At 71.2% G+C, this 16,620-nt stretch carries 15 protein-coding genes; 9 read left to right on the forward strand and 6 right to left on the reverse strand.

Annotated elements, in window-relative coordinates; translation table 11 throughout:
• Positions 1–1,725 carry a BACON domain-containing protein gene (locus tag ACWFRU_RS27075; RefSeq protein WP_453690757.1) on the reverse strand — a complete coding sequence of 575 codons (1,725 nt, stop codon included), beginning with the start codon at positions 1,723–1,725 and terminating at the stop codon, positions 1–3.
• A 195-nt stretch (positions 1,726–1,920) separates the two neighbouring features.
• Here ACWFRU_RS27075 and radA point away from each other — a divergent pair, with 195 nt between their 5' ends.
• Together radA and disA are read left to right on the forward strand one after the other, a co-directional pair.
• Positions 1,921–3,330 carry a DNA repair protein RadA gene (radA, locus tag ACWFRU_RS27080; RefSeq protein ID WP_453690758.1) on the forward strand — a complete coding sequence of 470 codons (1,410 nt, stop codon included), beginning with the start codon at positions 1,921–1,923 and terminating at the stop codon, positions 3,328–3,330.
• A 79-nt stretch (positions 3,331–3,409) separates the two neighbouring features.
• Positions 3,410–4,534: a DNA integrity scanning diadenylate cyclase DisA gene (disA, locus tag ACWFRU_RS27085; protein ID WP_363210644.1), complete on the forward strand. Its 1,125-nt coding sequence runs from the start codon at positions 3,410–3,412 to the stop codon at positions 4,532–4,534.
• A gap of 76 nt (positions 4,535–4,610) precedes the next feature.
• Here disA and ACWFRU_RS27090 read toward each other — a convergent pair whose 3' ends face one another.
• Positions 4,611–5,432 (reverse strand): hypothetical protein, encoded by an 822-nt coding sequence (locus tag ACWFRU_RS27090; RefSeq protein ID WP_453690759.1) that lies wholly within the window; start codon positions 5,430–5,432, stop codon positions 4,611–4,613.
• Between the two features lie 184 nt (positions 5,433–5,616).
• On the opposite strand from ACWFRU_RS27090, the gene ACWFRU_RS27095 reads away from it, so the two are divergent.
• Positions 5,617–6,285: a phosphatase PAP2 family protein gene (locus tag ACWFRU_RS27095; protein WP_453690760.1), complete on the forward strand. Its 669-nt coding sequence runs from the start codon at positions 5,617–5,619 to the stop codon at positions 6,283–6,285.
• 25 nt (positions 6,286–6,310) lie between these two features.
• On the opposite strand, the gene ACWFRU_RS27100 is transcribed toward ACWFRU_RS27095, so the two are convergent.
• Positions 6,311–6,964: a response regulator transcription factor gene (locus ACWFRU_RS27100; RefSeq protein WP_453690761.1), complete on the reverse strand. Its 654-nt coding sequence runs from the start codon at positions 6,962–6,964 to the stop codon at positions 6,311–6,313.
• Complete coding sequence (locus ACWFRU_RS27105; RefSeq protein WP_453690762.1) at positions 6,961–8,532, reverse strand: sensor histidine kinase; 1,572 nt, start codon at positions 8,530–8,532, stop codon at positions 6,961–6,963. Before ACWFRU_RS27105 ends, ACWFRU_RS27100 begins: the two co-directional genes overlap by 4 nt.
• A 321-nt stretch (positions 8,533–8,853) precedes the next feature.
• Between ACWFRU_RS27105 and ACWFRU_RS27110 the strand changes: the two genes are divergently transcribed.
• The 5 genes from ACWFRU_RS27110 to cseC all read left to right on the forward strand — a co-directional run bounded on the left by ACWFRU_RS27110 (position 8,854) and on the right by cseC (position 13,259).
• Positions 8,854–9,777, forward strand: a complete 924-nt coding sequence (locus tag ACWFRU_RS27110; protein ID WP_453690763.1) for an A/G-specific adenine glycosylase — start codon at positions 8,854–8,856, stop codon at positions 9,775–9,777.
• Positions 9,778–9,925: 148 nt separating this feature from the next.
• Positions 9,926–10,474, forward strand: a complete 549-nt coding sequence (locus ACWFRU_RS27115) for a SigE family RNA polymerase sigma factor (RefSeq protein WP_363210638.1) — start codon at positions 9,926–9,928, stop codon at positions 10,472–10,474.
• 20 nt (positions 10,475–10,494) lie between these two features.
• The gene (locus ACWFRU_RS27120; protein WP_453690764.1) at positions 10,495–11,115 is read left to right on the forward strand and encodes a hypothetical protein; all 621 of its coding nucleotides are present in this window, start codon (positions 10,495–10,497) and stop codon (positions 11,113–11,115) included.
• An 18-nt stretch (positions 11,116–11,133) separates the two neighbouring features.
• Complete coding sequence (gene cseB / locus ACWFRU_RS27125) at positions 11,134–11,847, forward strand: two-component system response regulator CseB (RefSeq protein WP_363210636.1); 714 nt, start codon at positions 11,134–11,136, stop codon at positions 11,845–11,847.
• 53 nt (positions 11,848–11,900) lie between these two features.
• The gene (cseC, locus tag ACWFRU_RS27130) at positions 11,901–13,259 is read left to right on the forward strand and encodes a two-component system sensor histidine kinase CseC (RefSeq protein ID WP_453690765.1); all 1,359 of its coding nucleotides are present in this window, start codon (positions 11,901–11,903) and stop codon (positions 13,257–13,259) included.
• Between the two features lie 197 nt (positions 13,260–13,456).
• On the opposite strand, the gene ACWFRU_RS27135 is transcribed toward cseC, so the two are convergent.
• Positions 13,457–15,034, reverse strand: coding sequence for an MDR family MFS transporter (locus ACWFRU_RS27135; protein ID WP_453690766.1), 1,578 nt, complete (start codon positions 15,032–15,034; stop codon positions 13,457–13,459).
• 157 nt (positions 15,035–15,191) lie between these two features.
• Here ACWFRU_RS27135 and ACWFRU_RS27140 point away from each other — a divergent pair, with 157 nt between their 5' ends.
• Positions 15,192–15,767 (forward strand): TetR/AcrR family transcriptional regulator, encoded by a 576-nt coding sequence (locus tag ACWFRU_RS27140; RefSeq protein ID WP_453690767.1) that lies wholly within the window; start codon positions 15,192–15,194, stop codon positions 15,765–15,767.
• Positions 15,768–15,806: 39 nt separating this feature from the next.
• Here the strand turns inward: ACWFRU_RS27140 and ACWFRU_RS27145 are convergent, their stop codons facing one another.
• Entirely contained in the window at positions 15,807–16,508 is a 702-nt protein-coding gene (locus ACWFRU_RS27145; protein ID WP_453690768.1) for a M23 family metallopeptidase, read from the reverse strand.
• Positions 16,509–16,620 lie beyond the last annotated feature (112 nt).

A 16,620-nucleotide genomic window follows, 5' to 3' on the forward strand; every position in this document is an offset into this window, starting at 1 on the left:
TCAGCCCTCGCTCGGACTCGGGTCGCCGCTGTCGCTCGGCGGCGGTGTCGAGTTGCCCGGGTCGGACGGGGTGGGCGTCGGGTCCGGGGTGCTCGGGGTCGGGTCCGGGTCCGACGGCGTGGGGGTCGGGTTCGGCGTCGAGGGCGTCGGCGTCGGCTTCGGAGGGGTCGGCTTCGGGGTCGGCCGGGGGCCGGGGTGCGTGGGGCGGCCCGAACCGCTGCCGTACCCGCTGATCGAGACGATCGCCCCCGAGGGCGCGATGGAGACGCGGGCGCTCCAGTGCCCGGCCGGCTCGCGCGCGTGGTCGACGTACACCCGGATCGTGAACGTCTCCCCCGGTGCGAGTGTCCCGGAGGACCGGCTCAGGTAGAGCCAGGACGCCCCCGTGCTCGCCGACCAGTGGACCGGTTCGCCCCCGGACGCGGAGAGCGTGATCAAGGTCGTGCCGCCGCTCGGCTGCGCCTGGACGGTGAGGCGGCCCGCACCGGTCCCGGAGCGGGAGGGGGGCGAGCCGGCACTGATGACCTCTACGGAGACGTCCGGTGAGCGGCTGCCCGCGGTGAAGCGGGGATCGGGCGGCATGTGGGCGTTGCCCGCGTTCTCGTAGTCCTCGCGCCGTTCGTCGCCGTTCATCCCGTCTGCCCCGTCCTCGCTCGCGCTGACGGAGCGGCCGTCCTGGCCCTCGCCGGTCAGGGGCGCTCCCCGGTAGGCCGCCCAGAGCGCGAGGACGGGGGCGGCCACCACGGTGGCGACGACCGTCGTCGTCACGGCACGCGCGCGCATCCGGTCGCGGCGGGCCGCGTGGTCCTTGGGGTCCATCGGGAATCCGTGCCGGTCGAAGCGCGGACCGCCGCCCCGCGCGCGCGGGACATGCGCCATCGCCACGTGCACGGCGGCCCGCGGGGCCTCGATGACGGGCAGGGCGGCGGGGGACGCCGCGGTGCCGGGCCAGGCCGATGAGCCGGCGCGCTCGGCGGTGCGGCGGCAGCGCGGGCAGTCGTCGACGTGCCGGACGAGCTCGCGGCGCAGGGCCGTGCCGAGCAGGAGTTGGTTGTCGCCGGTGAGGCGCGCGACGATCGGGCAGGTGCCGGTCTCCACGACGGCGAGCGCGGCCCGGGTGCGCTCCACCTCGCAGGCGGCGGACGCGAGGAGGTCGCGGGTCTTCACGAGGTCCATGCCGATGACCGCGGCGACTTCCTTGGCGGTGAGCTGGTGGCGTACGGCGAGTTCCAGGGCCTCGCGCTGTTCGGGCGTCGTCCCCGCGGCCTCGGGCCAGGCCAGCTGGGCGAGTTCACGCCGCCGCTGCCGCTCCGTCTCGTCCGGGGGCATGTCGGCGCCGTCCGCGGGGGCGTCCGCCTTCGGGACGCGGGGGGCCGCTCCGGAGGCGTGGGCGCCGCCCTGCCGCTTGCGCTTGGCCTCGGCGAGGGCGCGCAGGCAGACCCAGCGGGCGAGTGCGTACAGCCAGGACTTCAGTTCGGCCTCGGTGGCGGGGCCGCGTGAGCCGCGGCGCTCGGCGATGGCGAGCACGTCGCCCAGGGCGGCGGTCGCGGTGTCGTGATCGCAGAGCACGGACAGGCAGTACGTGAACAGTCCGTCCAGACAGGGCTCATAGCGTGCGGGCGGCGCCTGCGGCACCGAGCGGGGCACAACGCGCTGGCGCGCGTCACGATGCGCCCGGTGTGCGCCGGTTGCTTGGGTGGGGGTTTCCGGCCTGCTGCTCATCACCCGTGCGAAGTTAGGCGGATGATGCCGGGCCTCTCCTCCCACTTGAGCACATTTAATCCTTACGGGTGAACAGATCCCTCAAAAGGGGACAGGAACCCATGATTCCGTGACCCGCGCACGCGCCCGAAACGGTTCGCCTCTCGCACGCCCGGCCGCAGTCGGTGAATGTCAGTGGCGCCCGCTACGGTTCGGTTCATGGCTGCCCGTACGAAGTCCGGCAAAGACCGGCCGTCCTATCGCTGCACCGAGTGCGGCTGGCAGACGGCCAAGTGGCTCGGCCGCTGCCCCGAGTGCCAGGCCTGGGGCACGGTCGAGGAGTACGGCGCGCCCGCTGTCCGCACCACCGCCCCCGGCCGCGTCACCTCCACCGCCCTGCCCATCGGCGAGGTCGACGGCCGCCGCGCCACCGCACGCTCCACCGGCGTCCCCGAGTTCGACCGCGTCCTGGGCGGCGGCCTCGTGCCCGGCGCCGTGGTCCTGCTCGCGGGCGAGCCCGGCGTCGGCAAGTCGACGCTGCTCCTGGACGTCGCGGCGAAGTCGGCGAGCGACGACCACCGCACGCTCTATGTGACCGGCGAGGAGTCGGCGAGCCAGGTCCGGCTGCGCGCCGACCGCATCAAGGCGATCGACGACCACCTCTATCTCGCGGCGGAGACCGATCTGGCCGCCGTCCTCGGCCACTTGGACGCGGTGAAGCCCTCGCTCCTCATCCTCGACTCGGTCCAGACGATCGCGTCCCCGGAGATCGACGGGGCGCCGGGCGGCATGGCCCAGGTCCGCGAGGTGGCGGGCGCGCTGATCCGCGCCTCCAAGGAGCGCGGCATGTCCACGCTCCTGGTCGGCCACGTCACCAAGGACGGCGCCATCGCGGGACCCCGCCTCCTCGAACACCTCGTGGACGTCGTCCTGTCCTTCGAGGGCGACCGCCACGCGCGCCTGCGCCTGGTCCGAGGCGTCAAGAACCGTTACGGGACGACGGACGAGGTCGGCTGCTTCGAACTGCACGACGAGGGCATCACCGGCCTCGCCGACCCCAGCGGCCTCTTCCTCACCCGCCGCACGGAACCCGTCCCGGGCACCTGTCTGACGGTCACGCTCGAAGGGCGCCGGCCCCTGGTGGCCGAGGTCCAGGCCCTCACCGTCGACTCCCAGATCCCCTCGCCCCGGCGCACCACGTCCGGCCTGGAGACCTCCCGCGTCTCGATGATGCTGGCCGTCCTCGAACAGCGGGGCCGCATCACCGCACTCGGCAAGCGCGACATCTACAGCGCGACGGTCGGCGGCGTGAAGCTCTCCGAGCCCGCCGCGGACCTCGCGGTCGCCCTCGCCCTGGCCAGCGCGGCGAGCGACACCCCGCTGCCGAAAAATCTCGTCGCGATCGGTGAAGTGGGCCTGGCGGGCGAGGTCAGACGGGTCACGGGAGTCCAGCGCAGGCTCGCCGAAGCGCACCGCCTGGGCTTCACGCACGCCCTTGTCCCGGCCGATCCGGGCAAGATCCCGGCCGGTATGAAGGTCACCGAAGTCGCCGACATGGGGGACGCGCTGCGGGTACTTCCGAGGTCGCGTCGCAGAGAGGCCCCACGGGAGGCCGAAGAGCGCCGGTAGACTTTGCCCTGGTCTCGCCCATCCGTACGAAGCGGTCGTACGGACCGGGGCTTGGACAACCCGCGACCCGAGGAGTGCAGTGGCAGCCAACGACCGGGCGTCAGCTCCCGGCAAGCCCGGTGGGAGTTCCGGCGCCGACGGGCTGATGCGCGCCTCCCTGAGCGCGGTCGCGCCCGGCACGGGCCTGCGCGACGGACTGGAGCGCATCCTCCGCGGCAACACCGGAGGGCTCATCGTCCTCGGCTGGGACAAGACAGTCGAATCGATGTGTACGGGCGGATTCATCCTGGACGTCGAGTTCACGGCGACGCGGCTGCGCGAGCTGTGCAAGCTCGACGGCGGCATCGTCGTCGACAAGGACATCACCAAGATCCTGCGGGCGGGCGTGCAGCTCGTCCCCGACCCGACGATCCCCACCGAGGAGACGGGCACCCGGCACCGCACCGCGGACCGTGTGTCCAAGCAGGTGGGCTTCCCCATCGTCTCCGTCTCCCAGTCGATGCGCCTCATCGCGCTCTACGTGGACGGCCAGCGCAAGGTCCTGGAGGACTCGGCGGCGATCCTGTCCCGCGCGAACCAGGCCCTCGCGACCCTTGAGCGGTACAAGCTGCGCCTCGACGAGGTGGCGGGCACCCTGTCCGCCCTGGAGATCGAGGACTTGGTGACGGTGCGGGATGTCACCGCCGTCGCCCAGCGCCTGGAGATGGTGCGCCGCATCGCCACGGAGATCGCCGAGTACGTGGTGGAGCTGGGCACCGACGGCCGCCTTCTCGCCCTCCAGCTAGACGAGTTGATCGCGGGCGTCGAGCCCGAGCGCGAGCTGGTCGTCCGGGACTACGTGCCCGAGCCCACCGCCAAGCGCTCCCGCACGGTCGAGGAGGCGCTCTTCGAACTGGACGCGCTGAGCCACGCGGAGCTGCTCGAACTTCCCACCGTGGCGCGGGCGTTGGGTTACACCGGCTCCCCCGAGGCGCTGGACTCCGCGGTCTCCCCGCGGGGCTTCCGCCTGCTCGCCAAGGTGCCGCGCCTTCCCGGCGCGATCATCGACCGCCTGGTCGAGCACTTCGGCGGCCTGCAGAAGCTTCTCGCTGCGAGCGTCGATGACCTGCAGACCGTGGACGGCGTGGGTGAGGCGCGGGCCCGCAGTGTCCGCGAGGGGCTCTCGCGCCTTGCGGAGTCGTCGATCCTGGAGCGGTACGTCTGATTCTGGAGCGGTACGTCTAGCGGGTGCTGCTGAGTGGGTGGGATTTTTGCCCGCCCACCCACCCGTTACTCAGCGGTCAGCTGTCCTCAAGTACGAACGACGTCTTCACCGAACCGAGGCCCGGGGACTTGGCCTCCACCAGGTACGTGCCGGGGGACGCGCTGCCCGCCGAAGGCGTCGCGCAGTTCGGCTCGCTCCCCCTGCGGTCCCACTCCACGGTGTGCGTGACGCTCCCGTCACCCGGCACCCGCAGCAGGAGGCTTCCGCCGCCCGCCGGGCAGTCGGCGGAGGACCAGATCTCCTTGTCGCCGTCCGCCTGAGTGATCGTCAGCACGGTCTTCTTGCCGCCGAGATCCACCTTGCAGGCCTTGCCCGCGCTGTTCGCGGCGACGAGTTCGAACTTCGGCTTCTCGCCGACCTCGTATCGGTTGTGGACGCTCTTCAGCTTCAACTTCACGTCGGCGCGCACGCAGTTGGGCAGGCTCGACCCCGCGGGCAGTTGTCCGCCCGCACCGCCGCCGCCCTTGGCGCCGTCGTCCGAGCCGCTGCCGTCACCGCCGCCGGAGCCGCCCGAGCCGCCGGACCCCTCGGAGTCACCCGAGCCGCCGCCGGAGCCACCGGAGCCGCCCGAGCCGGAGTCGCCCTCGTCGCCCGACTCCTCACGCCCGCCCGGGTTTTGGCTGATGGCGGGCCCGGAGCCGGAAGGCCCTGGCGTGATGGACGTGGCGGGCCCGGAGCCCGACGGGCCGTCGGCGCCGTCCTTCTTGCCCCCACCGCCCATGGTGATCACCCACACGGCCAGAAGCGCCAGCAGTCCGATCAAGGACAGCAGAACGGCCCTCCGACGCCAGTAGATGGTGGAGGGAAGCGGCCCGACCGGATTGCGCAGAGATCCCACGGCCCAAACCTTACGAGAGATCCGGGCCTTGTCCTGCCCCACCCGCCGCCCAGAGTCACAAAGTTTACGGATCATCATCACGGAACGAGCGACTCCGCTTTCGTACCCCTGTCTTTCGTCAGGGGGTGTGACGGGTCGATCGCCGGGTGTGACGATTCGGACCCACTACGTACCGTCCGTAATCATGGACACCATGACCGACGATCTCTATCGCGATGTCACCGACTTCGCCAACGACACCCCTACCTGGTTCCAGCATCTCGCCGAGGTGTGGACGGAACTCGGACTGCTGCTTTTCGGTGTGCTCTTCATCGTCGCCTGGTGGCGGGCACGGCGCGGTGATCCCCGTGCCCTCGCGATAGCCGTCCTCGCGCCCCTCGTCACGGCGGTGGCCTACGTCTGCAGCGAGACGCTCAAGTCCGCGGTCGACGAGGAGCGTCCGTGCCGGGCCGTCGCCGGCGCGGTCACCTCGATCGTCGAGTGCCCCGCGTACGGCGACTGGTCCTTCCCCAGCAACCACTCGACGATCGCCGGGGCCGCCGCCGTGGGCCTCGCGCTCGCCTGGCCGCGGATCGCGGCGCTGACGCTGCCGATGGCCGTACTCATGGCGTTCTCGCGGGTCTTCGTGGGCGTGCACTATCCGCATGACGTGGCGGTGGGCCTGCTCCTGGGCGCCGTGCTCGCCCTACTCCTCGTACGTCTGGCGACCCGACCCGTGGCGCGTGTGGTCGAGACGATGCGTGGTTCGTCGACGGGCGTCGTCAGGTGGTTCGCGGGGCCGGGGGATCCGTTGTCGGCGTCACAGGAGTCGCGGCCGGGGTCACACCGGCGGCCCGCGTCGCACCGGCGCTGAGGCTGCGGAGGTTACTGAGCGGGCGTCAGAGGCGCACAAGTCCCGCTTCGTAGGCCACGATCGCCGCCTGGACGCGGTTCTTGACCCCGAGCCGGTCGAGGACCGCGCTCACGTACGCCTTGACCGTGCCCTCCACCAGATGGAGCCGGGCGGCGATCTCCGGGTTGGACAGGCCCTCGCCGACGAGCCCGAGCACTTCACGCTCGCGCGGGGTGAGGGCCGCGGTCCTCGCGCGGGCGTCGGCGCCACGGCCCATGCGCTGGGCGCCGTAGCCGTCGATGACGTGGCGAGCCACCTTGGGCGAGAGGAAGGCGGCGCCGCCGGCCACCGCGCGTACGCCCGCGATGAGTTCGTGCGGGTCACCGGACTTCAGCAGGAAGCCGGTGGCTCCCCCGCTGAGCGCTCGCGCGACGTACGCGTCCTCGGAGAAGGTCGTCAGCATCGCGACCGCGGTGCCGGGCATCGTCCGTACGATCTCCTCGCCCGCGGCCAGGCCGTCGAGCCCCGGCATACGGATGTCGAGGAGCGCGACGTCGGGCCGGTGGGCCTGGGCCAGGGTGATGGCCTCTCTCCCGTCGCCCGCCTCCGCGACGACCTCGATGTCCTCGCCCGCGCCGAGGATGGCGCGGACGCCCGCGCGGATCATCGCCTCGTCGTCGGCCAGTAGTACGCGGATCACCGCACTCGCTCCTTCTCTTGCTCGGTTTCGGTCCCTGCTCCGGCCGGCGCTTTGGGGATCACGCTTTTCTCCGCCAGGGCCCCGTCCTTGAAACAGACCCTGAAGTGCCGGACGGCGACGAAAAGTTCACCGCTGGCGCGGTAGTAGCGGCAGGCGGCTCCTTCGGGCGGCGGGGTCGGGGCGCGTTCCGCGGGCGGGTCGGACGCGACCAGGTCGGGGAGCAGGCGCTCGGCGTCGGCCTGGGTCTGGCCGACCGACAGGCGTGCGTAGTCGGCCGGTTGCAGGACGGCGTGCGAGCGCGAGTACGCGTACCAGGCGAAGGCGCCGCCGACGAGGAGGACTCCGGTGGCCAGGGCGGCGCCGAAGGCGAGCAGGGTCCGGCGGCGGGCGTAGGCGAGTCCTTGGCCGGTGTGTTGCGCAGGGCGCGGAGCTTGGGCCCGGGATTCGACTTGGGCTTCGACTCGGAAGCCGTCGCCGTGCGGGCCCGCGTGGAGGGTGCCGCCGAGGTCTTCGACCCTGGCCCGCAGGTGTGCGAGGCCGGAGCCCGCGCCGGGGCCGGAACCCGGGCGCTGGGGCGCCCCGTTGGTGACGACGACCGCCGTTTCGCGCACTTCTACGGTGACGGGGGCGCCGGGGGCGTGCCTGGCGGCGTTGGTGAGGGCTTCCTGGACGACACGGTGGAAGGTTCGCTGGGTGGCTTCCGGGGTTTCTCTTCCACTCAAGTCCGTACGCTCCCCTTTCTCGCCGTCCTGCTTGTACTGCACGGGCAACCCTGAGTCGGCGGCCCGTTCGACCAGGGCCCGCACGCTTTCGCCCGCCGGGCCGAGGGGGGCGGCCTCGTCCCCCTCCTCCCTCAGCAGGCCGATGATCTGGTGCAGCCGGTCGGTGGCGTCCGACGCTGCCACGCGAAGGTCGGCCGCGGCGGTGCGGTGCCGTTCCGGCAGGTCGGCGGCCACCTGGAGGGCGCCTGCCCGCACCGCGATGAGGCTCAGCTCGTGGCCGAGGGAGTCGTGCATGTCCTGGGCGATGCGGGCCCGTTCCCGCAGCCGGGCCCTGTCGGCGACGATGCGCTGCTCGCGCTCCAGTTGGGCGGCGCGGGTCCAGCCGGCGGCGGAGAGTTCGCGGGCCTGGCGGAGGTAGCGCCCGGTGAGCCAGGGGAAGACGGCGCCGAAGAGCAGGGTCCCCATGAGGACGAGCCACTCCACGACGGGGTCCACGCCGCGTACGAGGATCTTGGCTGTGCCGATGAGGGCGGTGGCCCCGAAGGCGAGGGCCGCGGGGCGGAGCCGGGTGGACCGGCGGCCCATCAGCAGCGCGAAGGTCGCCAGGGCGGGGCCGTACGAGACGGTGAACAGGGAGGGTGCCGTGGCGAGCCCCAGCGCTGCGGCTGCCGCGAAGGCTGTGGCCGGGCGGCGGTGCCGGGTGGCGGTGGCCAGGGCGAGGACGGTGGCTCCGGTTGCCTGCAGCCATGCGGGGTGGGGCTCGGTCAGCCCCAGTGGGGCCGCGCAGGCGGCGGGTATCGCCAGGGCCGCCCAGAGGAGGGCGCCGCGCCCCCGATCACTTTTCACCCCCCGAAGCTACTTCCCCCTGACCGGCGTCCGCCCCTGCCGATCGTCAGGTCCTCCCGCGGCTGCGCCGCTGAAGCCCTGCATCCTTTCTGACCGAAGGGCCTCCCCCACCCACCCGCCCGTACACCCCGCATCCACCCCTGACCGAACAAGCCTTTCCCACCCACCCGCCCGATTGCCCCGCGAACACCTCTGAGCGAACAGACCTTTTCCGCCCACCCGCCCGATTGCCCCGCATCCCTTCCCGTCCGCCCCCCGGCGAGGACAAAGCGGCCCCGCCTGGCCCGCCCCCCGGTGGGCCCGTGGCAGGATCGTCTTGCCATGACTGCGCCCACGAAGCCCATGCCAATGTCAGACAGCCCCGAGCCCGCCGGCGAGGCCCTGCACGGTCCCGTCATCGCCTGGTTCGACGCGAACGCGCGCGACCTGCCGTGGCGTCGGCCCGACGCCGGGCCCTGGGGCGTGATGGTCAGTGAGTTCATGCTGCAGCAGACGCCCGTAAGCCGCGTCCTGCCCGTGTACGAGCAGTGGATCGCCCGCTGGCCCCGCCCCGCCGACCTCGCCAAGGAAGCCCCGGGTGAGGCCGTCCGCGCCTGGGGGCGCCTCGGCTACCCCCGCCGCGCGCTCCGCCTGCACGGCGCCGCCGTAGCCATAACGGAACGGCACGGCGGCGACGTACCGACGAAGCACGCGCAGCTCCTCGCGCTGCCCGGCATCGGTGAGTACACCGCCGCGGCCGTGGCGTCGTTCGCGTACGGGCAGCGGCACGCCGTGCTCGACACGAACGTCCGCCGGGTCTTCGCGCGGGCCGTGACCGGCGTGCAGTACCCCCCGAACGCCACCACCGCCGCCGAGCGCAAGCTGGCCCGCGCCCTCCTCCCCGAGGACGAGCGCACGGCATCCCGCTGGGCCGCCGCCTCCATGGAGCTCGGCGCCCTCGTCTGTACCGCCAAGAACGAGAGCTGCGCACGTTGCCCCATCGCCGCGCAGTGTGCGTGGCAGGCGGCCGGTAAGCCGGCGCATCAGGGGCCCGCCCGGCGGGGGCAGACGTACGCGGGCACGGACCGCCAGGTCCGCGGCAAGCTGCTCGCGGTGCTCCGGGAGGCCGTCGCCCCCGTTCCGCAGGCGGCCCTCGACCGCGTGTGGGACGAGCCCGTGCAGCGGGCCCGCGCCCTGGACGGACTCGTCTCCGACGGTCTCGTCGAGCCGCTTCCCGAGGGGCTCTACCGGCTCCCCCTGACCTAGCTTTACGCCTCGCCTACTTCTGTTACACAACCGACGGAAGGCCGTGCGCCCTCCGCTGGCTGCTCCGCACAGCCTCGTGACAACGCCTCCGTAGCTTCATAGCCGTACCGCACAAGCAGCGGTGGTCGGTGAACGGAGGCGGTTGGGTATGGCGCACGGCGAGGTGCTCGAGTTCGAAGAGTACGTCCGCACTCGGCAGGACGCCCTGCTGCGCAGTGCCCGGCGCCTGGTCCCCGACCCCGTCGACGCGCAGGACCTGCTGCAGACGGCGCTCGTGCGGACGTACGGCCGCTGGGACGGCATAGCCGACAAGCGGCTCGCGGACGCCTATCTGCGCCGCGTCATGATCAACACGCGTACGGAGTGGTGGCGGGCCCGCAAGCTCGAAGAGGTCCCCACCGAGCAGATGCCCGACGCCCGCGTGGAAGACTCAACGGAACAGCACGCGGACCGTGCCCTCCTGATGGACATCATGAAGGTGCTCGCACCCAAGCAGCGCAGCGTCGTCGTGCTGCGACACTGGGAGCAGATGTCCACCGAGGAGACGGCCGCGGCACTCGGCATGTCCGCGGGAACGGTCAAGAGCACCCTGCACCGGGCGCTCGCCCGGCTCCGCCAGGAGCTGGAGAGCCGGGACCGCGAGGAGCCCGCCACCGGCGCGCTCGAACGTGAGGAGCGGGAGCGTTGCGCGGCCTAAGCACCCGGGCTGGCAGGACGATGAGGGCGGGGAGCGCGGCGGCGGTCGCACTCGCCGCCATCGGCCTTTTCCTCACGTCCTGCTCGACCGGCGGCTCCGGCGCCCGTGACGAGGGGCCCGGCAACCGCGGCGAGACGGTGATGACCCCCTCGGCGTCCCCGACGCCGTCGACGACGTCCGCGCCGTCGCCGCCCACCAGCCTGGAGGCGGTCGAGCTCGTCAAGGACGACCCGAAGGTGAGCCGGACGGTCAAGCGCGACCTGAAGCCCTGTGTCGCCGACGAGTATCCGGTCGACGTCTCGTACGGCAGCCTGACCGGAGGATCTGCTTCCGATGTGGTCGTGAACATCATGACCTGCGGCGATGCGGTCGGCACCAGCAGTTACGTGTATCGCGCCGAAGGCAAGAAGTACGAGAATGTCTTCCAGGACGAGGAGCCGCCCGTCTACGCGGAGATCGACCGGGGCGACCTGGTGGTGACCAAGCAGGTGTACGAGAAGGGTGACCCGGTGTCGTATCCGTCCGGCGAGGAAGTCATCACGTACCGCTGGTCCTCGAACCACTTCACCGAGACGGACCGCACCCGCAGTCACTACAGCAGCGCGGCAGGCGGCGACGCACCCGCCCCGACGGAGAACTGAGAGAACTGAGAGCCCCCGATGGCAGAGCACACGCATGTCCTGTTCGTCGAGGACGACGACGTCATCCGCGAGGCGACGCAGCTCGCGCTCGAACGGGACGGCTTCGTCGTCACCGCGATGCCCGACGGCCTGAAGGGCCTTGAGGCCTTCCGCGCCGACCGTCCGGACATCGCGCTGCTCGACGTGATGGTGCCGGGCCTTGACGGCGTCTCGCTGTGCCGCCGCATCCGTGACGAGTCGACGGTTCCGGTGATCATGCTCTCGGCGCGTGCCGACTCCATCGACGTCGTGCTCGGCCTGGAGGCGGGCGCCGACGACTACGTGACCAAGCCCTTCGACGGCGCCGTCCTGGTCGCCAGGATTCGCGCCGTCCTCCGCCGCTTCGGGCACGCGAGCGGCCCCGACGCGGGGGCGCCCGTCGGCGGTGAGGGCGGTTCGCCCGACGGCGGCGTGCTGCACTTCGGCGATCTGGAGATCGACACGGAGGGCATGGAGGTCCGCAAGGACGGCGCCCCGGTGGCGCTGACGCCGACCGAGATGCGCCTGCTGCTCGAATTCTCGTCCGCGCCCGGCACGGTCCTCTCCCGCGACAAGCTCCTGGAGCGCGTGTGGGACTACGGCTGGGGCGGCGACACCCGCGTCGTCGACGTCCATGTGCAGCGGCTGCGCACGAAGGTGGGCCAGGACCGGATCGAGACGGTCCGCGGCTTCGGCTACAAGCTCAAGGCATGAGCCGACCGCATGGCTGAAGTACCAAGAGGTCCGGCGCGTTTCGGGGGACACATATGAGCAGGAGGACGGTGGCCGCGCTGCGCGCGCGCCTTGGCTCCGGCCTGCGCACCGGCGTGCGCTGGAAGATCAGCGCGGCGATCGCGCTGGTCGGCGCGCTCGTCGCGGTGGCGCTGAGCCTGGTCGTGCACAACGCGGCGCGCGTATCGATGCTGGACAACGCGCGCGACGTGCAGGACGAGCGGATTCTGTACGCCCAGCGGATCTACGAGACGTCCGGGCGCACGGGCCAGTTCGGCATGAAGATCGACGACCCGGAGATGCCCAAGGACCTCCTGGCGAAGGTGCTCGCCGGGCGCCGCGCGACATACGTGGAGGACCACGAGGGCGGTGTGCCGGACATCTGGGCGGCGGTGCCGCTGAGCGACGGCCACATCCTGTCGCTGCACACCCGCTTCACCGACCGCAGCGCCACCGTCATGAAGGACCTCGACCAGGCCCTGGTCATCGGCTCCATCTCGGTCGTCTTCGGCGGCTGCGCGCTCGGTGTGCTCATCGGCGGCCAGCTCTCGCGTCGCCTGCGCAAGGCGGCGACGGCGGCGCAGGAGGTCGCCCAGGGGCAGACGGACGTGAGCGTACGGGATGCCATCGGCGGCGTCGTACGCGATGAGACCGATGACCTCGCGCGGTCGGTGGACGCGATGGCGGACGCGCTCAAGCAGCGCCTCGAAGCGGAGCGGCGGGTGACGGCGGACATCGCGCACGAGCTGCGTACGCCGGTGACCGGCCTGCTCACGGCGGCCGAGCTGCTGCCGCCGGGCCGCCCGACCGAGCTGGTCAGGGACCGCGCGCAGGCGATGCGCACGCTGGTCGAGGACGTGCTCGAAGTGGCACGTCTGGACAGCGCGGCCGAGCGGGCCGAGCTGCAGGACCTGATGCTCGGCGAGTTCGTGACGCGGCGGATCGCGGTCCTCAACTCGGATGTGCGCGTGACGGTGGTGCACGAGTCGGAGGTGACCACCGACCCGCGCCGTCTGGAGCGCATCCTCGGCAACCTCCTCGCCAACGCGGCCAAGCACGGCAAGCCGCCGGTCGAGGTCAGCGTCGAGGGCCGCGTGGTGCGGGTGCGTGATCACGGCCCCGGGTTCCCCGCGGGTCTCCTGGAGGAGGGCCCGAGCCGCTTCCGCACCGGCAGCACGGACCGCGCGGGCGTCGGCCACGGCCTGGGCCTGACGATCGCGGCGGGCCAGGCGCGGGTGCTCGGCGCAAGGCTGACTTTCCGGAACGTGACCCCGGCGGGCGCGGGCCCGGACGATCCGGCGGAGGGCGCGGTGGCGGTCCTCTGGCTCCCGGAACACGCCCCGACCAACACGGGCAGCTTCCCGATCCTGCAACTGCCGGACAAGTACAAGTAGCCGGGCTGTTGTGGGCAGGCGTTCCGCAGGGCGATGGGGGTCCCCCCGCTCGAACGCAGTTGAGAGTGGGGGAGGGTGGGCACAACACCGAAGCCGCAGGGCACGAATAAGCAGGACGGCAGCACGCAGCAACGGGCCCCCGGCACCAGAAGGTGCCGGGGGCCCGTCGCGAGGGAGCAGGACCGCAGGTCCGCAGGTCAGACGGACTCAGCAACCCCATCCTTCGGCCCGGCCCCCCGCAGGGGAACCTCCCGCACGAACAGCGCAGCGACAAGCGCGGCGACCCCGATGACCGCACCCAGCAGGAACGCCGAGTGCGTACCGGCCGACACCGCGTGCTGGTACGCCTCCCGCACGGCCTCCGGCAGCTTCGCCAGGCTGTCCGCGTCGAGCTGCGCCGACTGCTCGGTGACCTTGCCGCCGAGCTCCCCGGCGCGCGAGGCCATCGTGTCCTCGACCCGGCTGTTGAAGAGCGCCCCCATGATCGCGACGCCGAAGGACGAACCGAGCGTCCGGAAGAGCGTGGCCGAGGACGACGCGACGCCCATGTCCTTCATCTCGACGCTGTTCTGCGCGACCAGCATCGTGATCTGCATCAGGCAGCCCATGCCCGCGCCGAGCACCGCCATGTAGAGGCCCGACGTGAACCGCGAGGTGTCGGTGTCCATCTGCGACAGCAGGAAGAGCCCGAGGACCATCAGTACGGTGCCGGCGATCGGGAAGATCTTGTACTTGCCGGTGGAGGTGGTGAACCGCCCCGAGAAGAACGAGACGACCATCATCGAGAGCAGCATCGGCAGCAGAAGGAGCCCGGAGTTGGTGGCCGAAGCCCCCTGCACCGCCTGCTGGTAGAGCGGCAGGAACAGCATCGCGCCGAACATCACGAACCCGGTGAGGAAGCCGATCACCGACATGAGCGTGAAGTTGAGGCTGCGGAAGATGTGCAGCGGCAGGATCGGCTCGGCGGCCTTCTTCTGCACGATGACGAAGCTGATGAGCGAGACGACGCCGATCGCGATGAGCTCCATGATCACGGTCGAGGTCCAGGCGTACTCCGTGCCGCCCCACGTGGTGACGAGCACGAGCGCGCTGATGCCCACGGTCAGCAGCGCCGCGCCGAGGTAGTCGATGCGCCCCTTCGCCTTCTTCTTCGGCAGGTGAAGGACGGCGGTGACCATGGCGAGCGCGACGGCGCCGAGCGGCAGGTTGATGTAGAAGGCCCAGCGCCAGCCGAGGTGGTCGGTGATGGTGCCGCCGACGAGCGGCCCGCCGATCATGGCGACCGCCATGACGCCGGTCATCATGCCCATGTACTTGCCGCGCTCCCGCGGCGTGACGAGCTCACCGATGATCGCCATGACGCCGACCATCAGACCGCCCGCGCCGAGCCCCTGGACGGCACGGAAGCCGATGAGCTGGCCCATGTCCTGCGCCATTCCGCTGAGCACGGAACCGAGCAGGAAGATCACTATGGAGGTGAGGAAGACGCCCTTGCGCCCGTACATGTCGCCGAGCTTGCCCCAGATGGGGGTCGATGCGGCGGTCGCGAGCATGTACGCGGTGACGACCCACGACAGGTGCTCCATGCCGCCGAGGTCGCCGACGATCGTCGGCATCGCGGGGCTGACGATCATGTTGTCGAGCATCGCGAGCAGGATGGTGACCATCAGCGCCATCATCACGACGCGCACGCTGCGCGGCTGAGGCGCTTCCTTCTCCGAGCCGGCAGGTTTCGCCCGCTCTCCCTGCTCCATCGCTATTTCTGTCTCGGCCATGTTCCCCACTCCCCGGCTACCTGCTGCGTACGCCCACTTACTTGCCGACCGGCAAGCTGACTACACTGGGGGAAACTAGACCCCTAACTAGCCGGGCGTCAAGTAAGTAAAATCGGATCCAAGGATTCGAGCCGAGAGGGAGCCGAGGAGCAAAGAGATGGTCACGGGCAAGCAGCAGCGCCGCGGGGACACCCGCCAGCGCATCCAGGACGTGGCCCTCGAACTCTTCGCCGAGCAGGGGTACGAGAAGACGTCACTGCGCGAGATCGCGGAACGTCTGGACGTCACGAAGGCGGCGCTCTACTACCACTTCAAGACGAAGGAAGACATCCTCACCAGCATCTTCGAGGACATGACCCGGCCCATCGACGAGCTGATGGAGTGGGGCAGGGAGCAGCCGCGCACGCTGGAGACCAAGCGGGAGATCCTGACCCGCTACAGCGAGATCCTCAAGGGAGCGGCGCCGCTCTTCCGCTTCATGCAGGAGAACCAGGCGACGATGCGGGACCTGAAGACGGGCGAGACCTTCAAGGACCGCATGATGGGCCTGCTCGACATCCTGCGCGACCCCGAGGCCCCGATGACGACGCAGGTGCGGTGCTTCAGCGCACTGTTCACGATGCACGGCGGGATGTTCGTGCTCAAGGACGCCGAAGGCGACCCCGAGGAGAAGCGCAAGGCCATCCTCGAGGTCGCCATCGATCTGGTGACACAGGCGCACGAAGGCGCCTAGGAGCTACGAGCCAGCAGTTGCCGGCTACCAGCTTCCGGGTCAGACGTTGACGCCGTTGGAGCGCAGGAACGCGACCGGGTCGACGGCCGAGCCGTAGTTCGGGGTCGTACGGATCTCGAAGTGCAGGTGCGGGCCGCTGGAGTTGCCGGTGTTGCCGGACGCGGCGATGTGCTGGCCGGTGCCGACGCTCTGGCCGACGCGGACGTCGATCTTCGACAGGTGCGCGTACTGCGAGAACGTGCCGTTGTCGTGCTTGATCACGATGGCATTGCCGTACGCGGGACCGTCACCGGCGCCGTTGCCGCCGGCCTTGACGACGGTGCCCTTGTGCACGGCCTCGACGGAGGTGCCGATCGACACGGCGAAGTCCTGGCCGGAGTGCTTGGCGGACCACATGTTGCCGCCGAGCCCGAAGGACGCGGAGAGCGTGTACTTGTCGACCGGGTCCTGCCAGCCCGCGGCCTTCTTGGCGGCGGCCTGCTTGGCCTGCTTGGCCTGCTCCGCCTTCTTGGCGGCGGCCTGCTTGGCCTTGGACGCGGCCTTGGCCTGCGCGTCGGCCTGCGCGGCTATCGAGTGGGCGGAGACGCCGGGCAGGGCGCCGCCCTTGGCGTCGGCCGCGGCGGCGATGCCGGTGCCGAGGACGGCGGAGGCGCCGAGCCCGACGGTTGCGGCGGTGATGACGGCCGTCCGCGTACGGAGCAGGGACAGGCCGGACTGGGTGGACGTGGCGCGCTTCGACATGGCGGATGACCTCCGGGATGGGGAGCGTGTACGTGACACCGCCGCTGTCGCTGCGTGGCACGTGGGGCTGGTACTGCGTCTGGGACTGCGTCTGCGTCCGAGACACAGAGCG

The sequence above is a fragment of the Streptomyces sp. NPDC055099 genome (assembly GCF_053607685.1).

Coding starts and splice junctions, on each gene's coding strand:
- radA (WP_453690758.1), top strand. CDS start 1,921: ATGGCTGCCCGTACGAAGTCCGGCAAAGACCGGCCGTCCTATCGCTGC.
- ACWFRU_RS27095 (WP_453690760.1), top strand. CDS start 5,617: ATGGACACCATGACCGACGATCTCTATCGCGATGTCACCGACTTCGCC.
- ACWFRU_RS27110 (WP_453690763.1), top strand. CDS start 8,854: ATGACTGCGCCCACGAAGCCCATGCCAATGTCAGACAGCCCCGAGCCC.
- ACWFRU_RS27115 (WP_363210638.1), top strand. CDS start 9,926: ATGGCGCACGGCGAGGTGCTCGAGTTCGAAGAGTACGTCCGCACTCGG.
- ACWFRU_RS27120 (WP_453690764.1), top strand. CDS start 10,495: ATGAGGGCGGGGAGCGCGGCGGCGGTCGCACTCGCCGCCATCGGCCTT.
- cseB (WP_363210636.1), top strand. CDS start 11,134: ATGGCAGAGCACACGCATGTCCTGTTCGTCGAGGACGACGACGTCATC.
- cseC (WP_453690765.1), top strand. CDS start 11,901: ATGAGCAGGAGGACGGTGGCCGCGCTGCGCGCGCGCCTTGGCTCCGGC.
- ACWFRU_RS27135 (WP_453690766.1), bottom strand. CDS start 15,034: ATGGCCGAGACAGAAATAGCGATGGAGCAGGGAGAGCGGGCGAAACCT.
- ACWFRU_RS27140 (WP_453690767.1), top strand. CDS start 15,192: ATGGTCACGGGCAAGCAGCAGCGCCGCGGGGACACCCGCCAGCGCATC.
- ACWFRU_RS27145 (WP_453690768.1), bottom strand. CDS start 16,508: ATGTCGAAGCGCGCCACGTCCACCCAGTCCGGCCTGTCCCTGCTCCGT.